Below are 17230 nucleotides of genomic sequence, written 5' to 3'. Positions count from 1 at the left end.
CAAGCCCCGCCGGCGTTTGAGGCGCGGGGTCTGGGGCAGCGCCCCAGGACCGCAACGCCGGTGGGGCTTGAGTGGCGCCGAACCGGCGTTACGGACGCGGGGCTCTGCCCCGGACCCCGCTGCTCAAACGCCGCAGGGGCTTGATTGGCGGGGCTTGAGGTCAGTCCAGGTAGCCCCTCAACTGGTCCGCGAACGCGTGGTCGCGGAGTTTGTTCAGGGTTTTGGATTCGATCTGGCGGATGCGTTCGCGGGTGACGCCGAAGATGCGGCCGATCTCCTCAAGGGTGCGGGGACGGCCGTCCGCGAGGCCGTAGCGGAGCTGGACGACCTTGCGCTCGCGCTCGCCGAGCGTGGAGAGCACCGCCTCCAGGTGTTCCCTGAGCAGGAGGAACGCCGCCGACTCCACGGGGCTCGTCGCGTCGCCGTCCTCGATGAGGTCGCCGAGAGCGACATCGTCCTCCTCGCCGACAGGGGCATGCAGGGAGACGGGTTCCTGCGCCAGGCGGAGCACCTCGCTGACGCGCTCGTGCGGCAGGTCGAGGTGGGCGGCGACCTCCTCGGGGGTCGGTTCGTAGCCGCGCTCCTGGAGCATGCGGCGCTGGACGCGGACGACGCGGTTGATCAACTCGACGACGTGGACGGGGACGCGGATGGTCCGCGCCTGGTCGGCGAGGGCGCGGCTCATGGCCTGGCGGATCCACCAGGTCGCGTACGTCGAGAACTTGTAGCCGCGGGCGTAGTCGAACTTCTCGACCGCGCGGATCAGGCCGAGGTTGCCCTCCTGGACCAGGTCGAGCATGGTCAGGCCGCGGCCCACGTACCGCTTGGCGACGGAGACGACCAGGCGCAGGTTCGCCTCGATGAGGCGGCGCTTGGCCATTCGGCCCATGACCACCAACTTGTCGAGGTCCAGTGCCAGTTGGGAGTCGAGGTCGGGCGCGTGGGCGAGCTTCTCCTCGGCGAACAGACCCGCCTCGACGCGCCGCGCGAGATCCACTTCCTCGGCCGCGGTGAGCAGCGGGATCCGGCCGATCTCGCGCAGGTACTGGCGGAACAGGTCCGAGGACGGACTGCCGGTGTCGGCGCGGGAGGCACGCACCCGCTCGGGCGGGTCCGCGGACCCTTTGGGGCCGGCCGGTTCCGGTTCCTCCGGCTCGGCCTCGGGATGGTGCGCGACGCGGCTCTGCGAGGGCACCGAGGCCAGCACTTCGCCCTGCGGCACGGCACCCTCGGGCGCGGCTTCGGGGTCGGCGAGGGCCTGCGCTGTGCTGTCGCTCTGGGTGAGGGTCTGGGTCTGCACGGGGGCGACCTCCAAAGTGATCGCATCTGAGGCGTGCGGCAGGGGGGCGGGAACGACGGCCTCGCCGCTGTCCGTCCCGTACGCGATGAGCGGAACCGCGGGGGTGTCGGACCCGTTGTCCGGGCTCCGGCCGCGCTCCGAGGACTCAGGCACCGCAACCCAGTGTGGAGTACGACACAGTGCCGCCACGAGGGGCGTGCGTTGACTTTTTGAGTCCAGTGCGTGACCGCGCGGTTACCGTGCTGGACGGTTACCCGCCTTTCCCCGACCCGAACACGGCCAAACACCCCGGGGCTCCGCCCCGGACCCCGCGCCTCAAACGCCGGCGGGGCTTGAAATACCAACCGTCGGCCTTTCAAGCCCCTGCGGCGATTGAGCAGCGGGGGCCGGGGCGGAGCCCCGAGGCCGGGGGGGCGACGGGGCTACAGTGCTTCCGCGCCCCGTTCGCGGAGGGCCTGTCCGTACTGCTGCAGCACCCACAACTCGTTCTGCACCGCCGCCAGTTGGTGCGGATCGCCACCCGCGCCGAGGCGGGTGAGCGTGCCCTGGACGTCGCGGATGCGGCGGTCGACGGCCCGCTTGCGCACGGTCACCAGCTGCTCCCCCGCATACGCCTCGTCGACGGTCTTGCGGCGGATGGCCTCGACGGCGAGCTCCGTCACCATCGCCCGCACCGCGTCGTCGGGCGCCGCCTCGCGCACCGCGATCAGGTACTCCTGCGGGTCGTGGACGCCCTGCTCGGCGCCGCCCGCGTCCAGGACGGCCTGGCGGACGGCGGCGTACGGATCGGCCGTGAACTCGTCCATCCCGTACGCGTCGAAGGCCGGGGAGACCAACTGCGGGTACTGCAGGGCGAGTTTGAGCAGTTCGCGTTCGGTCGTGAACACCGGGTTGCGCAAGGTGAGCGCCGGGCCGCCGAAGGGGCGGGCGGGGGCCGTGGCGGGGCCGGCCTGCGGACCGCCACGCCCCGGGGCGGGCGCGGGCCCGCGGCCACCGCGCTCGCGGGCCCAACGGGCGAGCTGCCCCACTCGCTTGACCACGAACTGGGTGTCGAGGATGCCGAGCATGCCCGCGAGCTGGACCGCGACCTCGTGCTGCGAGGCACTGTTCTTGATGCGGGCGACGATGGGCGCCGCCTCGTCGAGCGCGGAGGCGCGGCCCGCCGGGGTCTCCAGGTCGTAGCGACTCACGATCTGGCGCAGCGCGAACTCGAAGAGCGGCGTGCGGGGTTCGACCAGGTCGGAGACCGCGTCGTCGCCCTTGGCGAGGCGCAGGTCGCACGGGTCCATGTTGTCCGGCGCGATCGCGATGTACGTCTCGGCGGCGAACTTCTGGTCGTCCTCGAAGGCGCGCAGGGCGGCCTTCTGGCCCGCCGCGTCGCCGTCGAAGGTGAAGATCACGCGCGCCGAGCCGTTGTCCATCAGGAGCCGGCGGAGGATCTTGATGTGGTCGCCGCCGAACGCCGTGCCACAGGTGGCGATGGCGGTGGTGACGCCGGCCAGGTGGCAGGCCATCACGTCCGTGTACCCCTCGACGACGACCGCGCGGGAGGACTTGGCGATGTCCTTCTTCGCGAGGTCGATGCCGTACAGGACCTGCGACTTGCGGTAGATCGGCGTCTCTGGCGTGTTCAGGTACTTCGGTCCGTTGTCGTCCTCGCGCAGGCGGCGGGCGCCGAAGCCGACGACCTCGCCGCCGATGTCGCGGATCGGCCACATGAGCCGTCCGCGGAAGCGGTCGATGGGGCCGCGCCGCCCCTCCTGGGAGAGGCCGGAGAGCAGGATCTCCTTGTCGCTGAAGCCCTTGCCGCGCAGGAAGCGGGTGAGGTGGTCCCAGCCGGCCGGGCTGTACCCGACGCCGAAGTGCTGGGCCGCGGCCTGGTCGAAGCCGCGCTCGGCGAGGAACTTGCGGCCGATCTCGGCTTCGGGTGACTCCAGCTGGTCGACGTAGAACTGCGCGGCGACCTTGTGCGCCTCGACCAGCCGGATGCGCTCGCCGCGCTGGTGGGTGGGGTTGTACCCGCCCTCCTCGTAGCGCAGCGTGATGCCCGCCTGACCGGCGAGGCGCTCCACCACTTCGGAGAAGGAGAGGTGGTCGACCTTCATCACGAATGTGATGGTGTCGCCGCCCTCCTGGCAGCCGAAGCAGTGGAACAGGCCCTTACTGGGGCTGACCTGGAAGGACGGGGACTTCTCGTCGTGGAACGGGCACAGACCCTTGAGGTTTCCGCCGCCCGCGTTGCGCAGTTGCAGGTACTCGGAGACCACGGCGTCGATCGGGACCGCGTCCCGAACCGCCTTCACGTCCTCGTCATTGATCCTGCCTGCCACGCGGTAAGTCTACGGGCGACGACTGACACTCCGGTCACTGCTCCAGAAGATCACTCAGCGGGACCGAGGGGTCCGACAGGCGCTCGACGCCGGGCTTCGCCCCGGACCTGATCAGCCGCTGGATCTGCTCCGTGACGTCCCACACATTCACGTTCATCCCCGCGAGGACCTGCCCGTCCTTCAGCCAGAACGCGATGAACTCGCGCTTGCCCGCGTCCCCGCGCAGCACCACTTCGTCGTACGAGCCCGGGGGCGCCCAGCCCGAGTACTCCAGGCCCAGGTCGTACTGGTCGGAGAAGAAGTACGGCACACGGTCGTAGGAGATGTCCATGCCGAGCATGGCGCGGGCCGCAGCTGGGCCGCCGTTCAGCGCGTTCGCCCAGTGCTCGACGCGCAGCCGGTCGTCGAAGAGCGGGTGCTGGACCGCCGCCACGTCGCCCACCGCGTAGATGTCGGGGTCGGAGGTGCGCAGCGTCGCGTCCACGGCGATGCCGCCGCCGTGCGCCCGGTCGGCGAGGTCGAGGCCCGCGGCCTCGGCGAGCGCGGTGCGCGGGGCGGCGCCGATCGCGGCCAGCACGTCGTGCGCCGGGTGCTCCTCGCCGTCGTCGGTGAGCGCGGCGAGGACCATGCCGTCCTGGCCGGTGATCTCCGTGAGCCGCGCGCCGAAGTGGAAGCGGACGCCGTGGTCGCCGTGCAGCTCGGCGAAGATCTGGCCGAGTTCGGGGCCGAGCACGGAGTGCAGCGGCGTGGCCTCGGGCTCGACGATGGTGACCTCCGCGCCGTACTCACGGGCGGCCGCCGCGACCTCCAGGCCGATCCAGCCGGCGCCGGCGATCACCAGGTGCCCATTGTCCCTGCCGAGCGACGCCAGTACGCCCTTCAGGCGCTCGGCGTGCGCGAGGCGGCGCAGGTGGTGGACGCCCGCGAGGTGGGTGCCGGGAACGTCGAGGCGGCGCGGCTCCGCGCCGGTGGCGAGCAGCAGCTTGTCGTAGCGGACCACGGCGCCCTCGCCGAGCCGCACCGTCTTGTCGGCGCGGTCGATCTCGACGACCGTCTGGCCGAGGTGCAGCTCGATGTCGTTGCTCGCGTACCAGGCCGGTTCGTGGACGAAGACGCTGTCGCGCTCCTCCTTGCCCTGGAGGTAGCCCTTCGACAAGGGCGGCCGTTCGTACGGGTGGTCCCGTTCGTCACCGATGAGGATCACCCGGCCGGTGAAGCCCTCCGCGCGAAGTGTCTCGGCGGTCTTGGCTCCGGCGAGCCCTCCCCCGACGATGACGAACGTCTGGTCCGCGTCGACCACTTGATGCCTCCTCATAGCCATGCCGTCATATGCGAGCGTCCCGCACGCAGCGTAATGCGGGAAGGGGGCGTGGCCCGATCAGGGCATCTTTTCGTCACGCCCAGTGGTCGCGTCTCCTTCCCGATGATGCCCGCCGACGGTAAGCCGCGCGTGAAGGGAACGGGCCGAGGGGTCGGTCAGCGACGCGATCTGGTCGATGATCACCCGCTTCCTCGCGCGGTCGTCGGGCGCGGTCTCGAACAGGGCGCGGAACTGCGGGTCGAGCCCTTCGGGCGCGCGGGAGGTCAGCGCCTGCGCCAACTCGGCGACCACGATGCGCTGGTCGGCCCGGAGCCGCTCCTGCTGGGGTCGCTGCATCACATACCGGTCGGCGACCGCCTTGAGCACCGCGCACTCGTACCGGGCGGCGCGCGGCACCACCAGCTCCGCCTCGTAGCGTGTCAAACGGCCCGAACCGTGTCTCGCGCGTGTCGCGCCCTCGGCGGCGAGGCAGAGGCGCCCGATCAGCTGGCTGGTCGCGTCCTTGAGCCGGGCCTGGGCGACCGCGGTGCCGTCGTAGCCGTGCGGCCACCACTCCTGGTCGAGGAGCCGGTCGAGGGCGGCGGAGAGCTCGGCGGGATCCGTGCCCTCGGGAACGTAGCGCCCGATGGCGACCGCGAAGATGTCGGCGCGCTCGGGTTCCGCGTGCAGCACGTTCGGGTCCAAGTGCCCCGCGTGCAGGCCGTCTTCGAGGTCGTGCACGGAGTACGCCACGTCGTCCGACCAGTCCATGACCTGTGCCTCGAAGCAGGTGCGGCGGCCGGGTGACGTCCTTCTGATCCAGTCGAAGACCGGCCGGTCGTCCTCGTAGACCCCGAATTTGTGCGACTCGGGGTCACTGGGGTGCTCGCCGCGCCCCCACGGGTACTTCGTCGCGGCGTCGAGCGCCGCCCGCGTCAGGTTCAGGCCTACGCTGGTCAGCTCGCCGGAACTGTCGTCGCGCACGAAGCGCTTGGGCTCGATGCGGGTGAGCAGGCGCAGCGACTGCGCGTTGCCCTCGAAGCCGCCGCAGTCCTGCGCCACCTCGTTGAGCGCCTGCTCGCCGTTGTGCCCGAAGGGCGGGTGGCCCAGGTCGTGCGAGAGGCAGGCCGTCTCGACGAGGTCGGGGTCGCAGCCGAGCGCGGCGCCCAACTCCCGCCCCACCTGGGCGCATTCGAGGGAGTGCGTCAGCCGCGTGCGCGGGCTCGCGTCCCAGTGCCGGCTCCTCGTCCCCGGCGTGACGACCTGGGTCTTGCCCGCGAGGCGGCGCAGCGCCGACGAGTGCAGCACCCTGGCCCGGTCGCGCTGGAACGCGGTGCGCCCCGGGCGCTTGTCGGGCTCGGGGGCCCAGCGCTCGGCCGCCGCCTCGTCGTACGTGTCGCTGCCTACGCTGTCTTCCATGGCCCGACAGTAGCGACCTGGGGAGAAATAGGGCTCGGGAGAAGGAGCGGCGTCCGGTGCGGCAACGCCGCGGGCGGCCGCCCCCGGGGGGGCGGCGCCCGGCCCCAATTTTACCCAGGGGGCCCCGGGGGCCCCCGCCCATAGGGGGGCCCGGCGCCCCCCCCCCCCCGCGCGCCCCCCCGGGGCGTCGCGACGCCGAGCCCTATTTCTCCCCAGGTCGCCAGGGCGACCACCGACAATCGGGGCCCGCGACGGCTCAGACGGCGGCGGTCCGCGCCACTGCGTACGCCTCCGTGGCGTACGTCTCCGTGGCCGGGGCCCTGTCGTAGCGGTGCAGGACGAGACGGGCCAGCGCGGGGTGGGTGCCGAGCGGGGCGGCGGCGATGCCGGGGGCGGCCGCGGCGGTCTCCGTGGCGAAGCGGCCGGGGGCCGTGAAGTACGAGGCGACGGCGATCCGGTCGCGGCCGCGTGCGGCGAGGGAGCGGGCGGCGGTGGCGACGTCGGGCGCGGTGGCGGAGGCGTAGCCGGGGACGACGGGGACGCCGAGGCGGCGGGCGAGGAGGTCGGCCGTGCGGCGGACGTCGGCGGCGGCGTGCGGGTCGCGGGACCCGGCGGCGGCGAGGACGACTCCGGCGCGGCGGCGGTCCCGGTCGTCGGCGGTCCGCTCGGGCCAGCCGGCCTCGACGAGCCGGTCGTGGAGGGCCTCGACGAGCAGCGGGTGCGGGCCGAGCGGGTCAGCGACGCGGGTGCGCAGGTGCTCGGCGGCGTCGGCGGCCCGCGGCAGGTCGTGCTTGACGTGGTGGCCGCGGGAGAGGAGCAGCGGTACGAGTACGGCGCGGGCGGCGGGCAGCGCGGCGAGGGTGTCGCCGAGCAGCGGCTCGTTGAGTTCGATGTGGCCGAGGCGGACGGTGAGGCCGGGGCGGCGCTCACGTATCCGCTCGACGAGTTCCGAGACGGTGGCCAGGGCCCGGGGGTCGCGGCTGCCGTGCGCCACGAGTACGAGGGCGGGCGGCTGCCGGTGCCCGTTCCCGCGCAGCGGGGACACGTGGCTGAGCCTGCTGCCGAGCTGGTCGCTGATCATGCTGAGGAGTCCCGCCGTGCCGACTGTGTGATCCAGGTGGGTCGTGCCGTGGTCCATGGGGCCGTACGACTCATCCGTCATGAACAGATCGTGCCGGTCGGGGGTTGCCGGGTCGTTGCGCGCCGGTGACGAGTGGTTGCCGGGGGTTCACGGAGTGGCCCGGGGCGCGGTGAGCGCGGCTTCCGAATGTCCTGCCGGACCCCGCTGCTCAATCTCCCCCAGCTAACGCTGGGAGGTGCCCCCTGCAGGGGCTACAAATAGCCCCTGCGGCGATTGAGCAGCGGGGTCCGGGGCGGAGCCCCGAGGCGTAAGGCCGGGTGGCGTGAACCATCGGGGTGGCGGGGGCGTCTTAGGGCGAGCCCGTACCAGTCCGGCTACCCAGGGGACCGCGATGCGCCTGCCACGTACCCGAAGAGCCCAGCGCAGGATCACGCAGGCCCTGATGGCCACCTGCGTACTCGCCCTCCTACCGGCAACCTGGCTGCACACCTCGACCGGGGACCACCTCCGTACGGTCGCATCCACCCCACACACCAACACCACCATCGTGTTCGGCGCAGGCCTGCAGAACGGCACCCCCTCCCCCTACCTGGCCCACCGCCTCGACACCGCAGCAGATCTGTACCGCACAGGAAAGACCCGCGTCCTCCTGGTCACAGGTGACAACAGCCGCGAGGAGTACGACGAACCCGACGCCATGCGCGCGTACCTGACCCGCCACGGCGTGCCCTCCCGGGCCGTCGTCAGCGACTACGCGGGCTTCGACACCTGGGACTCCTGCGTCCGTGCGAAGAAGATCTTCGGCGTCGACCGGGCCGTCCTGGTCACCCAGGACTTCCACGCGCGGCGCGCGGTGGCGCTGTGCGAGGCGGCGGGCGTCTCCTCGTACGGGGTCGGGGTCGCCGAACCGCACGACGTGACCTGGTACGCGGGCGGCGCGCGGGAGACCCTCGCGGCGGCGAAGGCGGCGCTCGACGTACTCGTACGGCCGGATCCGCACTTCCTGGGCCCCGAGGAGAAGGGCGTGCGCGAGGCCCTCGCCGCGACCTCACGCCGTCCGTAGGACGGCCGGGAGATGCTCGTTCCGGCTACGTAACCTCCAGGCACGCCGACCGGCAACACACCCCCCGCACCCTCAAGGGCATGCTCAACACCACGGCGACGCCCACCCACTGCCCGTACTGCGCGCTGCAGTGCGGCATGAACGTGCTGCCCGGCACCGGGGCCGAGGTCCCCACGGTCGAGGGCCGCGCGGACTTCCCGGTCAACCAGGGCGCGCTGTGCGGCAAGGGACAGAGCGCCGCGTCCGTGCTCTCCTCCCAGGTACGCCTCACGGAGCCGCTCGTGCGCAGCCCCGTCACCGGTCGGCTGACACCCGCCACCTGGGAAGAGGCCCTTGACAGGGTCGCGGACGGCCTGTCACGCGCGCGTGCCGGGCACGGAGCGGACGCGTGCGGCGTGTTCGGCGGTGGCGGCCTGACGAACGAGAAGGCGTACGCGCTCGGCAAGTTCGCCCGCATCGTGCTCGGCACCTCGCAGATCGACTACAACGGCCGGTTCTGCATGTCGTCGGCGGCGGCCGCCGGGCAGAAGGCCTTCGGCCTGGACCGGGGGCTGCCGTTCCCGCTGGAGGACATTCCGCGTACCGGATGCGTGATCCTGGTCGGCTCGAACCTCGCCGAGACCATGCCGCCCGCACTGCGCTACCTCTCCGAACTCCGGTCCAACGGCGGCACGTTGATCGTGATCGACCCCCGCCGCACCCGCACCGCGGAACAGGCGGACCTGCATCTGGCACCCCGCCCCGGCACGGACCTGGCGCTCGCGCTCGGGATGCTGCACCTGGTGGTGGCGGACGGCCGCGTCGACGAGGAGTACGTACGGGAACGTACGCAGGGCTGGGCGGAGGCCCGGTCGGCGGTGATGGCGCACTGGCCGGAGCACGTGGAGCGGGTCACGGGTGTGCCGGTGCCCCAACTGCGCGAGGCGGTCGGCATGTTCACGGCGCCGGAGCGGGCGATGATCCTCACCGCACGTGGACCCGAGCAGCAGTCCAAGGGCACGGACACGGTGGGCGCGTGGATCAACCTGGCGCTCGCGACGGGGCGGCCCGGCCGCCCGTTCTCCGGTTACGGGTGTCTGACCGGTCAGGGCAACGGTCAGGGCGGCCGCGAACACGGCCAGAAGGCGGACCAGTTGCCCGGCTACCGCAAGCTCACGGATCCGGCGGCCCGCGCACATGTGGCGGGGGTCTGGGGCGTGCACCCCGACTCGCTGCCCGGTCCCGGACGGTCGGCGTACGAGCTGTTGGACGCGCTGGGCGGTGACATCCGGGCGCTGCTGCTGATGGGCTCGAACCCGGTGGTCTCCGCGCCGCGGGCGGCGCACGTCGAGTCCCGGATCCGCTCGCTGGACTTCCTGGCCGTCGCCGATGTCGTCCTGTCCGAGACGGCCGAACTGGCCGACGTGGTGCTGCCGGTGACGCAGTGGGCCGAGGAGACCGGCACGGTGACGAACCTGGAGGGGCGGGTGCTGCTGCGGCAGCGCGCCCTGACACCCCCTTCGGGGGTGCGTACGGACCTGGAGGTCCTGAACGAACTCACCGCGCGCCTCTCCCCCGGCCTGGAGAAGGGTTTCCCGACGGACGCGCGGGAGGTGTTCGACGAGCTGCGGCGCGCGTCGGCGGGCGGCCCCGCGGACTACTCCGGGATCAGCTACGACCGACTGGCCGAGGGCGAGGGCGTCTTCTGGCCCTGCCCCGCCGACGACAGCGGCGGTACGCCGCGGCTCTTCCTCGAACGGTTCGCCACGGAGGACGGGCGGGCGCGGTTCGTGCCTGTGGCGCACCGGCCCGCGGCGGAGGAGCCGGACCCCGAGTACCCCCTGTACCTGACCACGGGCCGAGTGGTGGCCCAGTACCAGTCGGGGGCCCAGACGCGGCGCGTGCCGGAGCTCAACAAGGCGGCTCCCGGGGCGTTCGTGGAGCTGCATCCGAGGCTGGCGGGGCGGCTCGGGATCGCGCAGGGCGACGCGGTCGCGGTGACGTCGCGCCGCGGCCGGGTCGAGGCCCCGGCCCGCGTCACCTCCACGATCCGCCCGGACACCCTCTTCATGCCGTTCCACTGGCCGGGGGCGGGACGGGCCAACACACTGACGAACCCGGCCCTCGACCCGACATCCCACATGCCTGAATTCAAGGTGTGCGCGGTGCGGGTGGAGCGCGTGGGCTGACCGGGTCGTTGTTGCGCGGCACCGGGGCCCCAAGGCGGCGGACCACTTCCGACTGTCCTGCCGGACGGGCCTGTAGGGCCGGTGCCGGTCAAGACGTCTCCGCCCGGACCCAGCTCCTTCACAGGTCCGACACCGCGGATCCCTGGACTCCATTTGTCATGGCCCCCTAAAACTGAATCAGCGTCAGGATTTCGCCGGTCGCCCCACCGCCCCCACGCGTCCCCACGGAGCCGCCCGATGAGACCCGTACGGACCATCACCACCCTGGCCACCCTCCTCGCCGCCACCCTCGCCCTCGCACCCGCGGCAACGGCGGCCCCCGCCTCCGCCGAGGCCACCTCCGTACGGGACGTGATCACCGACCCCGACGGGTCCCGGCACATCCGCTACGACCGTACGTACGGTGAACTCCCCGTCCTCGGCGGGGACTTCGTCGTCCACGAGGCCGCGGACGGCACGTACGAGGGCACCGACCGCGCCGTCCCCGGCAGCGTCTCCGTCCCCACCACCACGCCCCGCCTGTCCGCCCCCAAGGCCGCGGACCTCGCCACGACGCTCCTGCGCAAGGCCAACCCCGGCAAGGTGCTCCGCAGCCTCATGGCCAAGCCGCGACTCGTCGTGGACGCGCTGCACGGCAGCCCCAAACTGGCCTGGCGGACGACGGCCGCCGCGAAGGACTCACTCGGCAACCCCATGGCCCGCACCGTCCTCACCGACGCCACCACCGGCGCCGGGATCGACGCATGGGACAGCCTCGAAACCGCCACCGCCGGCGCGGCCACGGGCGACGGCCGGTCCCTCTACTCCGGCACCGTCCCCCTCACCGCCACCCGCACATCCTCCGCCTCTGGCGGCTACGAGCTGAACGACTCCACCCGCGGCAACACCTACACCGGCGACGCCGACAACAAGACCGACACCTGTGTCCTCGGCATCTGCCTGGAGCGCGCCCCCGCCGAGGTCTACACGGACGCCGACAACCACTGGGGCACCGGAAAGGCGGCGGACCGCAGCACGGCCGCCGTGGACGCCCAGTACGGCACGGACCAGACGTGGGACTACTACAAGGACGTCCACGGCCGAATAGGGATAGCCGACGACGGCAAGGGCTCGTACAACCGCGTCCACTACGGCAAGGACTACAACAACGCCTTCTGGGACGACAACTGCTTCTGCATGACGTATGGGGACGGCGACGGCAAGACGTTCGGCCCGCTGGTCGCCCTCGACGTCACGGCCCACGAGATGTCCCACGGCGTGACCTCGTCCACCGCGGCCCTCACCTACTCCGGCGAGTCCGGCGGCCTCAACGAAGCCACCTCCGACATATTCGGAACGCTCGTCGAGTTCCACGCGAACAACGCCTCCGACCCCGGCGACTGGCTCATCGGCGAGAAGATCGTCAAGCCCGGAGCGAAGGCGTCGGCCCTGCGCTACATGGACAGGCCGAGCCGCGACGGGAAGTCGGCGGACTGCTGGAACTCCAAGGTCGCCGGCCTCGACGTGCACTACTCCTCCGGCGTCGCGAACCACTTCGCGTATCTGCTCGCGGAGGGCAGCGGCCCGAAGACGGTCGGCGGCGTCCAGAACGACAGCCCCACGTGCGACAAGTCGAAGCTCGCCGGCATCGGCAAGGAGAAGCTCGGCAAGATCTGGTACCGCGCGCTGACCGTCTACATGACGTCGTCGACGGACTACAAGGGCGCGCGCACGGCGACGCTGAAGGCGGCCAAGGACCTGTACGGGTCGGGAGGCAAGGAGTACGCGGCGGTGGCGGCCACCTGGTCGGCGGTGGGCGTGAACTGATGGGGCATCACTCGCGTGCCGCCTCCGTCACCCGGTCGCACGCCTCCCCGCCCGGTTCGGACACTTTCCACCGAACACGCCGCTGACCTGCTGGAACGCACCCGCCGACTCGTCAGAAGCGGCCCGCTTCCAGGCCTCCTGACGTCACATCAGGAGGCGCCCCGCCACAACTGGCACTTGTCTCGACCTTGGCAGGGCGCGTCCGACGCCCGCAAAGGAGCGTGGACGATGCGCGTGCGCAGGGGCATGGGCCGACCGCTGGCCGCGGCGGCGTTTCTCACCACCGCGGCCGCGACGGCGGTACTCGCCGTCGGCGCCCCCGCGACCGCCGCGCAGGGCGGCCTGGAGGTCTACCCGGCGACGGCCTCCCCGGGCGACCGGGTCACGGTGGACACCACCGCGTGCGCCGGGAGCGACACGGCGACGGGTGACGCCAGCGCGGTCGGCGCGGGTACGTTCACGCTGGCGCCGGACACGGATGCCCCGGCCGCGCCGAACGCCACGGGGCAGTTCCGGGTTCCGGTGTCCGCGCAGCCGGGAACGTACGAGGTGGTCGCGAGGTGCGCGGGCGGTCCCGAGGTGACGGGCGACCTCATCGTCTCCGTGACCGGCTCCGGCGCGTCCGTCGCCCAGCTTCCGAAGGGCCACGTGGACACGGGCGTCGGCGGCGCGCTCGGCCCCGAGCCCACGCGGACCTCCGCGGGCGTGGCGGCGCTGGCGCTGGCGGCCGCGGGCGGCACGTGGCTGCTGCACCGCAGGGCGCGCGGCGAACGTTTCTGAGCCCAGGTCAGCCCCGCCTGCACCCGGCCTGCGCCCGCGCCGCGAAGAACTGCGAGGAACCCCAGCCCCCATGCACAACCCCGCGCGCAAGCCCGAGCGCCCCAGCACACGCAGGCGTGCCACGAACCGCGCCAACGCCGCCATGGGAGCGGCCACCGCCCTGGCCCTCGCCGCCGGCGCCTGGCTGCTGGCCAGCGGGGCGGAGGGGCAGCCGCCGCCCCAGCCGTCCGCCGCGCAGGCACACGTCGACCGGGACCGTGAACCACCGGCCGCCGCGCCCCTGGCCCCGTCCCCGCCGGACCGCGTCCGCATCCCGTCGATCGGGGTGGACGCCCCGCTGATGGGTCTCGCCCTGACCCGCTCCGGCAGCCTCGACGTACCTCCGCCCGACAGGAAGAACCTCGCGGGCTGGTACGAGTCGGGCACCAAGCCCGGCGAGACGGGTACGGCGGTGATCGCGGGCCACGTCGACAACGCGCGCGGCCCGTCCGTCTTCTACGCCCTGGGCTCCCTGAAGCGCGGCCGCACGATCGAGGTGGAGCGGCGGGACGGTTCGGTGGCGGTGTTCACGGTGGACGCGGTCCAGGTGTACGACGCGAAGCACTTCCCCGACGCAAAGGTCTACGGCGCGGCCCACCGCCCCGAGCTCCGCGTGATCACCTGCGGCGGCCCGTACTCCAGCAAGACGGGCTACCAGGGGAACGTGGTGGTCTTCGCGCACCTGACGGGTGGCCGCTAGCTCTCACCCGGCGAACAGCCCCCGGGCCTCCGACACATGTACGGCCCGCTCGGCCCACACCGTCAACTGGTCGCCGTCCGTGCACGCCATCACGCGTTCGCGGACGTCGTCGGGCACGGGAACGCCGCGCCACTCCAGAATCCGCAGGGTCATCTCGGCCCGGTCCTCGATCCGGCCCACCTCGCGACCTTCCTCGCGACCTTCTTCGCGGCCCTCCTCGCGCAGGCCCTCGGCGACGGGGTTCCGGAAGAAGTAGTTCTTCGTTGCCATCAGGTTCCTCCAGATGTCTCGGGCTACGCCGCCGCCAGTTCGCACCACACGTACTTGCCGCGGTTCGCCCCGTGTCCCAGCGGGTGCCAGCCCCACCCATCGGCGCAGGCCCGTACGAGCACGAGCCCTCGCCCCTCCTCCGCCTCGGCACCCGACATCTGCGGTCCCGGTGGCTCCGGTGGTTCGGGGTCGGTGTCCCACGCGCCAAGACGCAGCACCCCGCCCGCGCAGCGCAACCGCAACGCCGCGGGGCCCTTTGTATGCCGTACGGCGTTGCCGACCAGCTCGGCGGCGAGGAGCTCCGCGACGTCGGCCAGGCGGATCAGGCCGTGCATGGTGAGGATGAGGCGCAAGGTGCGGCGGCAGATCGGTACGGCGCGGGGATCGTTGGGGATGTAGAGGCTGTACTCCCACGGTTCGGTTTCGGGCATGGGGCATCAACTCCGTTGAGGTGAGGGTGGGTTCGCGAACGGCGGACGGCGGCATGCCGCGTCCGCCATGGCAGGGCAGAGCGGTGCGCTTCCGACTCCGCGGCGATTCGCAGCGTGTAGTTTGCGTCACTGACAGTAGGGTCCAATTTTGTCCCCACGCAAGCCGTTGGCGTAATCTGTCGCCCGAACGAGGCGCCTCAGCGATGCAGTTGGGGCCAAGGAGGTCACATGCCACGTAGGCAGCAAGCCAACGCCCGGCAGGAGCGCCTGGGCGCGGAGCTGCGGAAACTACGCGAGGCGGCAGGACTCAAAGGGATCGCAGCGGCCGCGCTGCTCGGAACGGACTCGGCGCAGATCAGCCAGACCGAGGCTGGCCTCGCAGGCGTCAGCGAGGAGCGCCTGCGGCGTATGGCGGCCCACTACGCCTGTACGGACCAAGAGTTGATCGAGGCGCTCGTGGTCATGGCCACCGACCGGACACGTGGTTGGTGGGAGGAGTACCGCGGCTCTCTTCCGACGGTCTACCTCGATCTCGCCGAGCTGGAGCACCGCTCCACGTATCGGCGCGATGTCGAGTTTCTACACATCCCCGGCCTCCTCCAGACGGAGGACTACGCCCGCTCCGTCTTCTCGTACCAGGTACCCGCCCTACCGGAGGCGGACCTGGCTCTACGCGTACGGCATCGCATGCAGCGCCGGGCCGTCATCGAGGAGCCCAGCCCCGTCGCCTACGAAGCCGTCATCCACGAGGCGGCTCTGCGCATCAGAACCGGCGACCGCGCCGCCGCGCGGGTCCAACTCGACCAGGTCCTGGACCTCTCCGGAACCGAGCACGTCACGGTTCGGGTCATCCCGTTCGATCTCGACGGGTTCGGCGGAGCCTGGAGCGCCATGATGTACGCAGGCGGGGGCGTGCCCAAACTGGACACGGCGGTACGGGATTCGCCGCACGGAACCACGTTCATCGATTCCGAGGCTCAACTCAGCGCGTTTCGAGCCCTTTTCCGTAAAATCGAATCCGCGGCGCTCACTCCCGAACGCTCGCGTGACTTCATCCACCGACTGGCCAAAGACCTGTGAGGGACGCCGTGACCACCCCGTGCAACTGGCAGAAGTCGTCCTACTCCGGCGGCGGCGAGGGCAACAACTGCGTAGAGGTCGCCCACCTCCCCGCCCGTACAGCCATACGCGACTCCAAAGTCCCGACCCAAGGCACCCTGACCTTCCTCACCGGCGCCTTCACCACCTTCGTCGACGCCCTCAAGGGCCCCGACCGCTCCATGTCCAAAGACCTGTGAGGCACACCGTGACTGTTCCCGACAACTGGCGGAAGTCCTCCTACTCCGGCAGCGGCGACGGCAACTCCTGCGTGGAGATCGCCGACCTCCACCCCCGCGTAGCGATACGCGACTCCAAAGCACCCACCCGCAGCGCACTCACCTTCCCCGCCCCCGCGTTCACCGCGTTCACCGCATTCGTCGAGGCCGTCGTCCTCACGCCACCCACTGCTCGTACGCCATCTTGACCACCAGCGCGCACACCACCGTCAGCAGCACCACCCGCACGAAACCGGCCCCCCGTTTCAGGGCCGTATGTGCGCCCACCATGCCGCCCGCCAGGTTGAACACCGCCATCAGTGCCGCGAGCTGCCAGTAGACCGTGCCCTTGAAGGCGAACATCGCCAACGCACCGGCGTTGGTGCAGCAGTTGACGATCTTCGCCGTGGCGGAGGCCGTGACCAGGTCGAGGTGGAGGATCGCGGTCAGGGCGAGGACGAGGAACGTTCCGGTGCCCGGGCCGATCAGGCCGTCGTAGAAGCCGATGCCGAGGCCGGCGAAGCCGATCGCCGCCCAGATCCGGCGGGGCGAGGCCGGGACGGCGGTCGGCGCCGTGCCGAACGACGGGCGGAAGATCACGAACGCGCCCACCGCGACCAGCACCACCATCACGACCGGCTTCAACACCTCCGTGCTCATGCCCGCCGCGAGCAACGCCCCGCCCGTCGAGCCGATGAGCGCGGCCGTGCCGATGCGCACGGCGAGGCGTACGTCGACGGGCGCCTTGCGCGCGTACGTGACCGCGGCGCCGGTCGTGCCGACGATGGCCACGGCCTTGTTCGTGCCGAGGGCGTACGCGCCCGGCGTGGAGTGCGGCAGGCCGAGCAGGAGGGCGGGGAGCAGCAGCAGGCCGCCGCCGCCCACCACGGCGTCGACCCAGCCGGCCGCGAGCGCGGCGAGGCAGAGGACGACGACGGTGGTCAGGGATATGTCGGGCATGATCGCGAGCTTATGGACGCGATCCGTGCCCCGTCCACGAATATGTGACGAACTGAGCATCCACTGAGGTGTCCGGTCCGGTATGTGGGACGGTCCGGTCCGGGGCCGGTGGCGCCGCCGGGTCGACGGTCAGCGCGAGGCACGTCGCGAACAGTGCGCTGGCCGACGCCAGCCCGGCGGCGAGTCTGCGGCGGGCCTGGATCGTGGGGGCGTGCGCGGTACGGGTGGGTCTGGTGTGGCGGCCCATCAGGGGTGTCTCCTCTTCTC

The 17230-nt window shown here is 71.8% G+C and carries 16 protein-coding genes; 8 read left to right on the top strand and 8 right to left on the bottom strand.

The genetic code is table 11. From position 1 onward, the window contains the following. Nucleotides 1-160: 160 nt before the first annotated feature. The 5 genes from ABT004_RS08195 to ABT004_RS08175 all read right to left on the bottom strand — a co-directional run bounded on the left by ABT004_RS08195 (nucleotide 161) and on the right by ABT004_RS08175 (nucleotide 7487). Nucleotides 161-1453: an RNA polymerase sigma factor gene (locus ABT004_RS08195; protein WP_351332697.1), complete on the bottom strand. Its 1293-nt coding sequence runs from the start codon at nucleotides 1451-1453 to the stop codon at nucleotides 161-163. 269 nt (nucleotides 1454-1722) lie between these two features. After that, on the bottom strand, nucleotides 1723-3630 hold the full coding sequence (dnaG, locus tag ABT004_RS08190) for a DNA primase (protein ID WP_351332694.1): 1908 nt from the start codon (nucleotides 3628-3630) through the stop codon (nucleotides 1723-1725). A 34-nt stretch (nucleotides 3631-3664) separates the two neighbouring features. Beyond that, nucleotides 3665-4930, bottom strand: a complete 1266-nt coding sequence (locus ABT004_RS08185) for an NAD(P)/FAD-dependent oxidoreductase (RefSeq protein ID WP_351332691.1) — start codon at nucleotides 4928-4930, stop codon at nucleotides 3665-3667. A 78-nt stretch (nucleotides 4931-5008) separates the two neighbouring features. Then, entirely contained in the window at nucleotides 5009-6349 is a 1341-nt protein-coding gene (locus tag ABT004_RS08180; RefSeq protein ID WP_351332689.1) for a deoxyguanosinetriphosphate triphosphohydrolase, read from the bottom strand. Nucleotides 6350-6605: 256 nt separating this feature from the next. Continuing rightward, the gene (locus tag ABT004_RS08175) at nucleotides 6606-7487 is read right to left on the bottom strand and encodes a sirohydrochlorin chelatase (RefSeq protein WP_351332879.1); all 882 of its coding nucleotides are present in this window, start codon (nucleotides 7485-7487) and stop codon (nucleotides 6606-6608) included. A gap of 334 nt (nucleotides 7488-7821) precedes the next feature. On the opposite strand from ABT004_RS08175, the gene ABT004_RS08170 reads away from it, so the two are divergent. The 5 genes from ABT004_RS08170 (at nucleotide 7822) to ABT004_RS08150 (ending at nucleotide 13986) form a co-directional block, all read left to right on the top strand. Next, complete coding sequence (locus tag ABT004_RS08170; RefSeq protein ID WP_351332686.1) at nucleotides 7822-8493, top strand: SanA/YdcF family protein; 672 nt, start codon at nucleotides 7822-7824, stop codon at nucleotides 8491-8493. Nucleotides 8494-8573: 80 nt separating this feature from the next. After that, the gene (locus ABT004_RS08165) at nucleotides 8574-10661 is read left to right on the top strand and encodes a molybdopterin oxidoreductase family protein (RefSeq protein WP_351332683.1); all 2088 of its coding nucleotides are present in this window, start codon (nucleotides 8574-8576) and stop codon (nucleotides 10659-10661) included. Nucleotides 10662-10898: 237 nt separating this feature from the next. After that, nucleotides 10899-12467, top strand: a complete 1569-nt coding sequence (locus ABT004_RS08160) for a M4 family metallopeptidase (RefSeq protein ID WP_351332680.1) — start codon at nucleotides 10899-10901, stop codon at nucleotides 12465-12467. A gap of 228 nt (nucleotides 12468-12695) precedes the next feature. Continuing rightward, nucleotides 12696-13247: a GVDTG sorting domain-containing protein gene (locus ABT004_RS08155; RefSeq protein WP_351332678.1), complete on the top strand. Its 552-nt coding sequence runs from the start codon at nucleotides 12696-12698 to the stop codon at nucleotides 13245-13247. A 142-nt stretch (nucleotides 13248-13389) separates the two neighbouring features. Then, entirely contained in the window at nucleotides 13390-13986 is a 597-nt protein-coding gene (locus ABT004_RS08150) for a class F sortase (RefSeq protein ID WP_351332876.1), read from the top strand. Between the two features lie 3 nt (nucleotides 13987-13989). Here ABT004_RS08150 and ABT004_RS08145 read toward each other — a convergent pair whose 3' ends face one another. Then, nucleotides 13990-14256, bottom strand: coding sequence for a hypothetical protein (locus ABT004_RS08145; protein ID WP_351332676.1), 267 nt, complete (start codon nucleotides 14254-14256; stop codon nucleotides 13990-13992). A gap of 23 nt (nucleotides 14257-14279) precedes the next feature. Next, a complete protein-coding gene (locus tag ABT004_RS08140) occupies nucleotides 14280-14687 on the bottom strand; it encodes an ATP-binding protein (RefSeq protein ID WP_351332674.1) in 408 nt (135 codons plus the stop codon). A 228-nt stretch (nucleotides 14688-14915) separates the two neighbouring features. On the opposite strand from ABT004_RS08140, the gene ABT004_RS08135 reads away from it, so the two are divergent. Genes ABT004_RS08135 through ABT004_RS08125 form a run of 3 tightly spaced genes read left to right on the top strand, consistent with a single transcriptional unit; the run spans nucleotide 14916 to nucleotide 16212 of the window. Continuing rightward, nucleotides 14916-15767, top strand: a complete 852-nt coding sequence (locus tag ABT004_RS08135; protein ID WP_351332672.1) for a helix-turn-helix domain-containing protein — start codon at nucleotides 14916-14918, stop codon at nucleotides 15765-15767. 8 nt (nucleotides 15768-15775) lie between these two features. Continuing rightward, on the top strand, nucleotides 15776-15985 hold the full coding sequence (locus ABT004_RS08130) for a DUF397 domain-containing protein (RefSeq protein WP_351332669.1): 210 nt from the start codon (nucleotides 15776-15778) through the stop codon (nucleotides 15983-15985). An 8-nt stretch (nucleotides 15986-15993) separates the two neighbouring features. Then, nucleotides 15994-16212: a DUF397 domain-containing protein gene (locus ABT004_RS08125; protein ID WP_351332667.1), complete on the top strand. Its 219-nt coding sequence runs from the start codon at nucleotides 15994-15996 to the stop codon at nucleotides 16210-16212. On the opposite strand, the gene ABT004_RS08120 is transcribed toward ABT004_RS08125, so the two are convergent. Next, nucleotides 16181-16963 carry a sulfite exporter TauE/SafE family protein gene (locus ABT004_RS08120; RefSeq protein WP_351332664.1) on the bottom strand — a complete coding sequence of 261 codons (783 nt, stop codon included), beginning with the start codon at nucleotides 16961-16963 and terminating at the stop codon, nucleotides 16181-16183. The two genes, ABT004_RS08125 and ABT004_RS08120, sit on opposite strands and share 32 nt — an antisense overlap. Nucleotides 16964-17230 lie beyond the last annotated feature (267 nt).

Source organism: Streptomyces sp. NPDC002790 (assembly GCF_040295505.1).
Lineage (GTDB): Bacteria > Actinomycetota > Actinomycetes > Streptomycetales > Streptomycetaceae > Streptomyces.
The sequence above is the reverse complement of the archived record's forward strand: the minus strand, read 5'-3'. Positions and strand labels throughout refer to the sequence as shown.

Excerpts from the sequence above, each read along its gene's own strand:
- ABT004_RS08160 (WP_351332680.1), top strand. The coding sequence starts at position 10,899 with ATGAGACCCGTACGGACCATCACCACCCTGGCCACCCTCCTCGCCGCC.
- ABT004_RS08150 (WP_351332876.1), top strand. The coding sequence starts at position 13,390 with ATGGGAGCGGCCACCGCCCTGGCCCTCGCCGCCGGCGCCTGGCTGCTG.
- ABT004_RS08145 (WP_351332676.1), bottom strand. The coding sequence starts at position 14,256 with ATGGCAACGAAGAACTACTTCTTCCGGAACCCCGTCGCCGAGGGCCTG.
- ABT004_RS08180 (WP_351332689.1), bottom strand. The coding sequence starts at position 6,349 with ATGGAAGACAGCGTAGGCAGCGACACGTACGACGAGGCGGCGGCCGAG.
- ABT004_RS08175 (WP_351332879.1), bottom strand. The coding sequence starts at position 7,487 with ATGGACCACGGCACGACCCACCTGGATCACACAGTCGGCACGGCGGGA.
- ABT004_RS08120 (WP_351332664.1), bottom strand. The coding sequence starts at position 16,963 with ATGCCCGACATATCCCTGACCACCGTCGTCGTCCTCTGCCTCGCCGCG.
- ABT004_RS08155 (WP_351332678.1), top strand. The coding sequence starts at position 12,696 with ATGCGCGTGCGCAGGGGCATGGGCCGACCGCTGGCCGCGGCGGCGTTT.
- ABT004_RS08135 (WP_351332672.1), top strand. The coding sequence starts at position 14,916 with ATGCCACGTAGGCAGCAAGCCAACGCCCGGCAGGAGCGCCTGGGCGCG.
- ABT004_RS08170 (WP_351332686.1), top strand. The coding sequence starts at position 7,822 with ATGCGCCTGCCACGTACCCGAAGAGCCCAGCGCAGGATCACGCAGGCC.
- ABT004_RS08165 (WP_351332683.1), top strand. The coding sequence starts at position 8,574 with ATGCTCAACACCACGGCGACGCCCACCCACTGCCCGTACTGCGCGCTG.
- ABT004_RS08140 (WP_351332674.1), bottom strand. The coding sequence starts at position 14,687 with ATGCCCGAAACCGAACCGTGGGAGTACAGCCTCTACATCCCCAACGAT.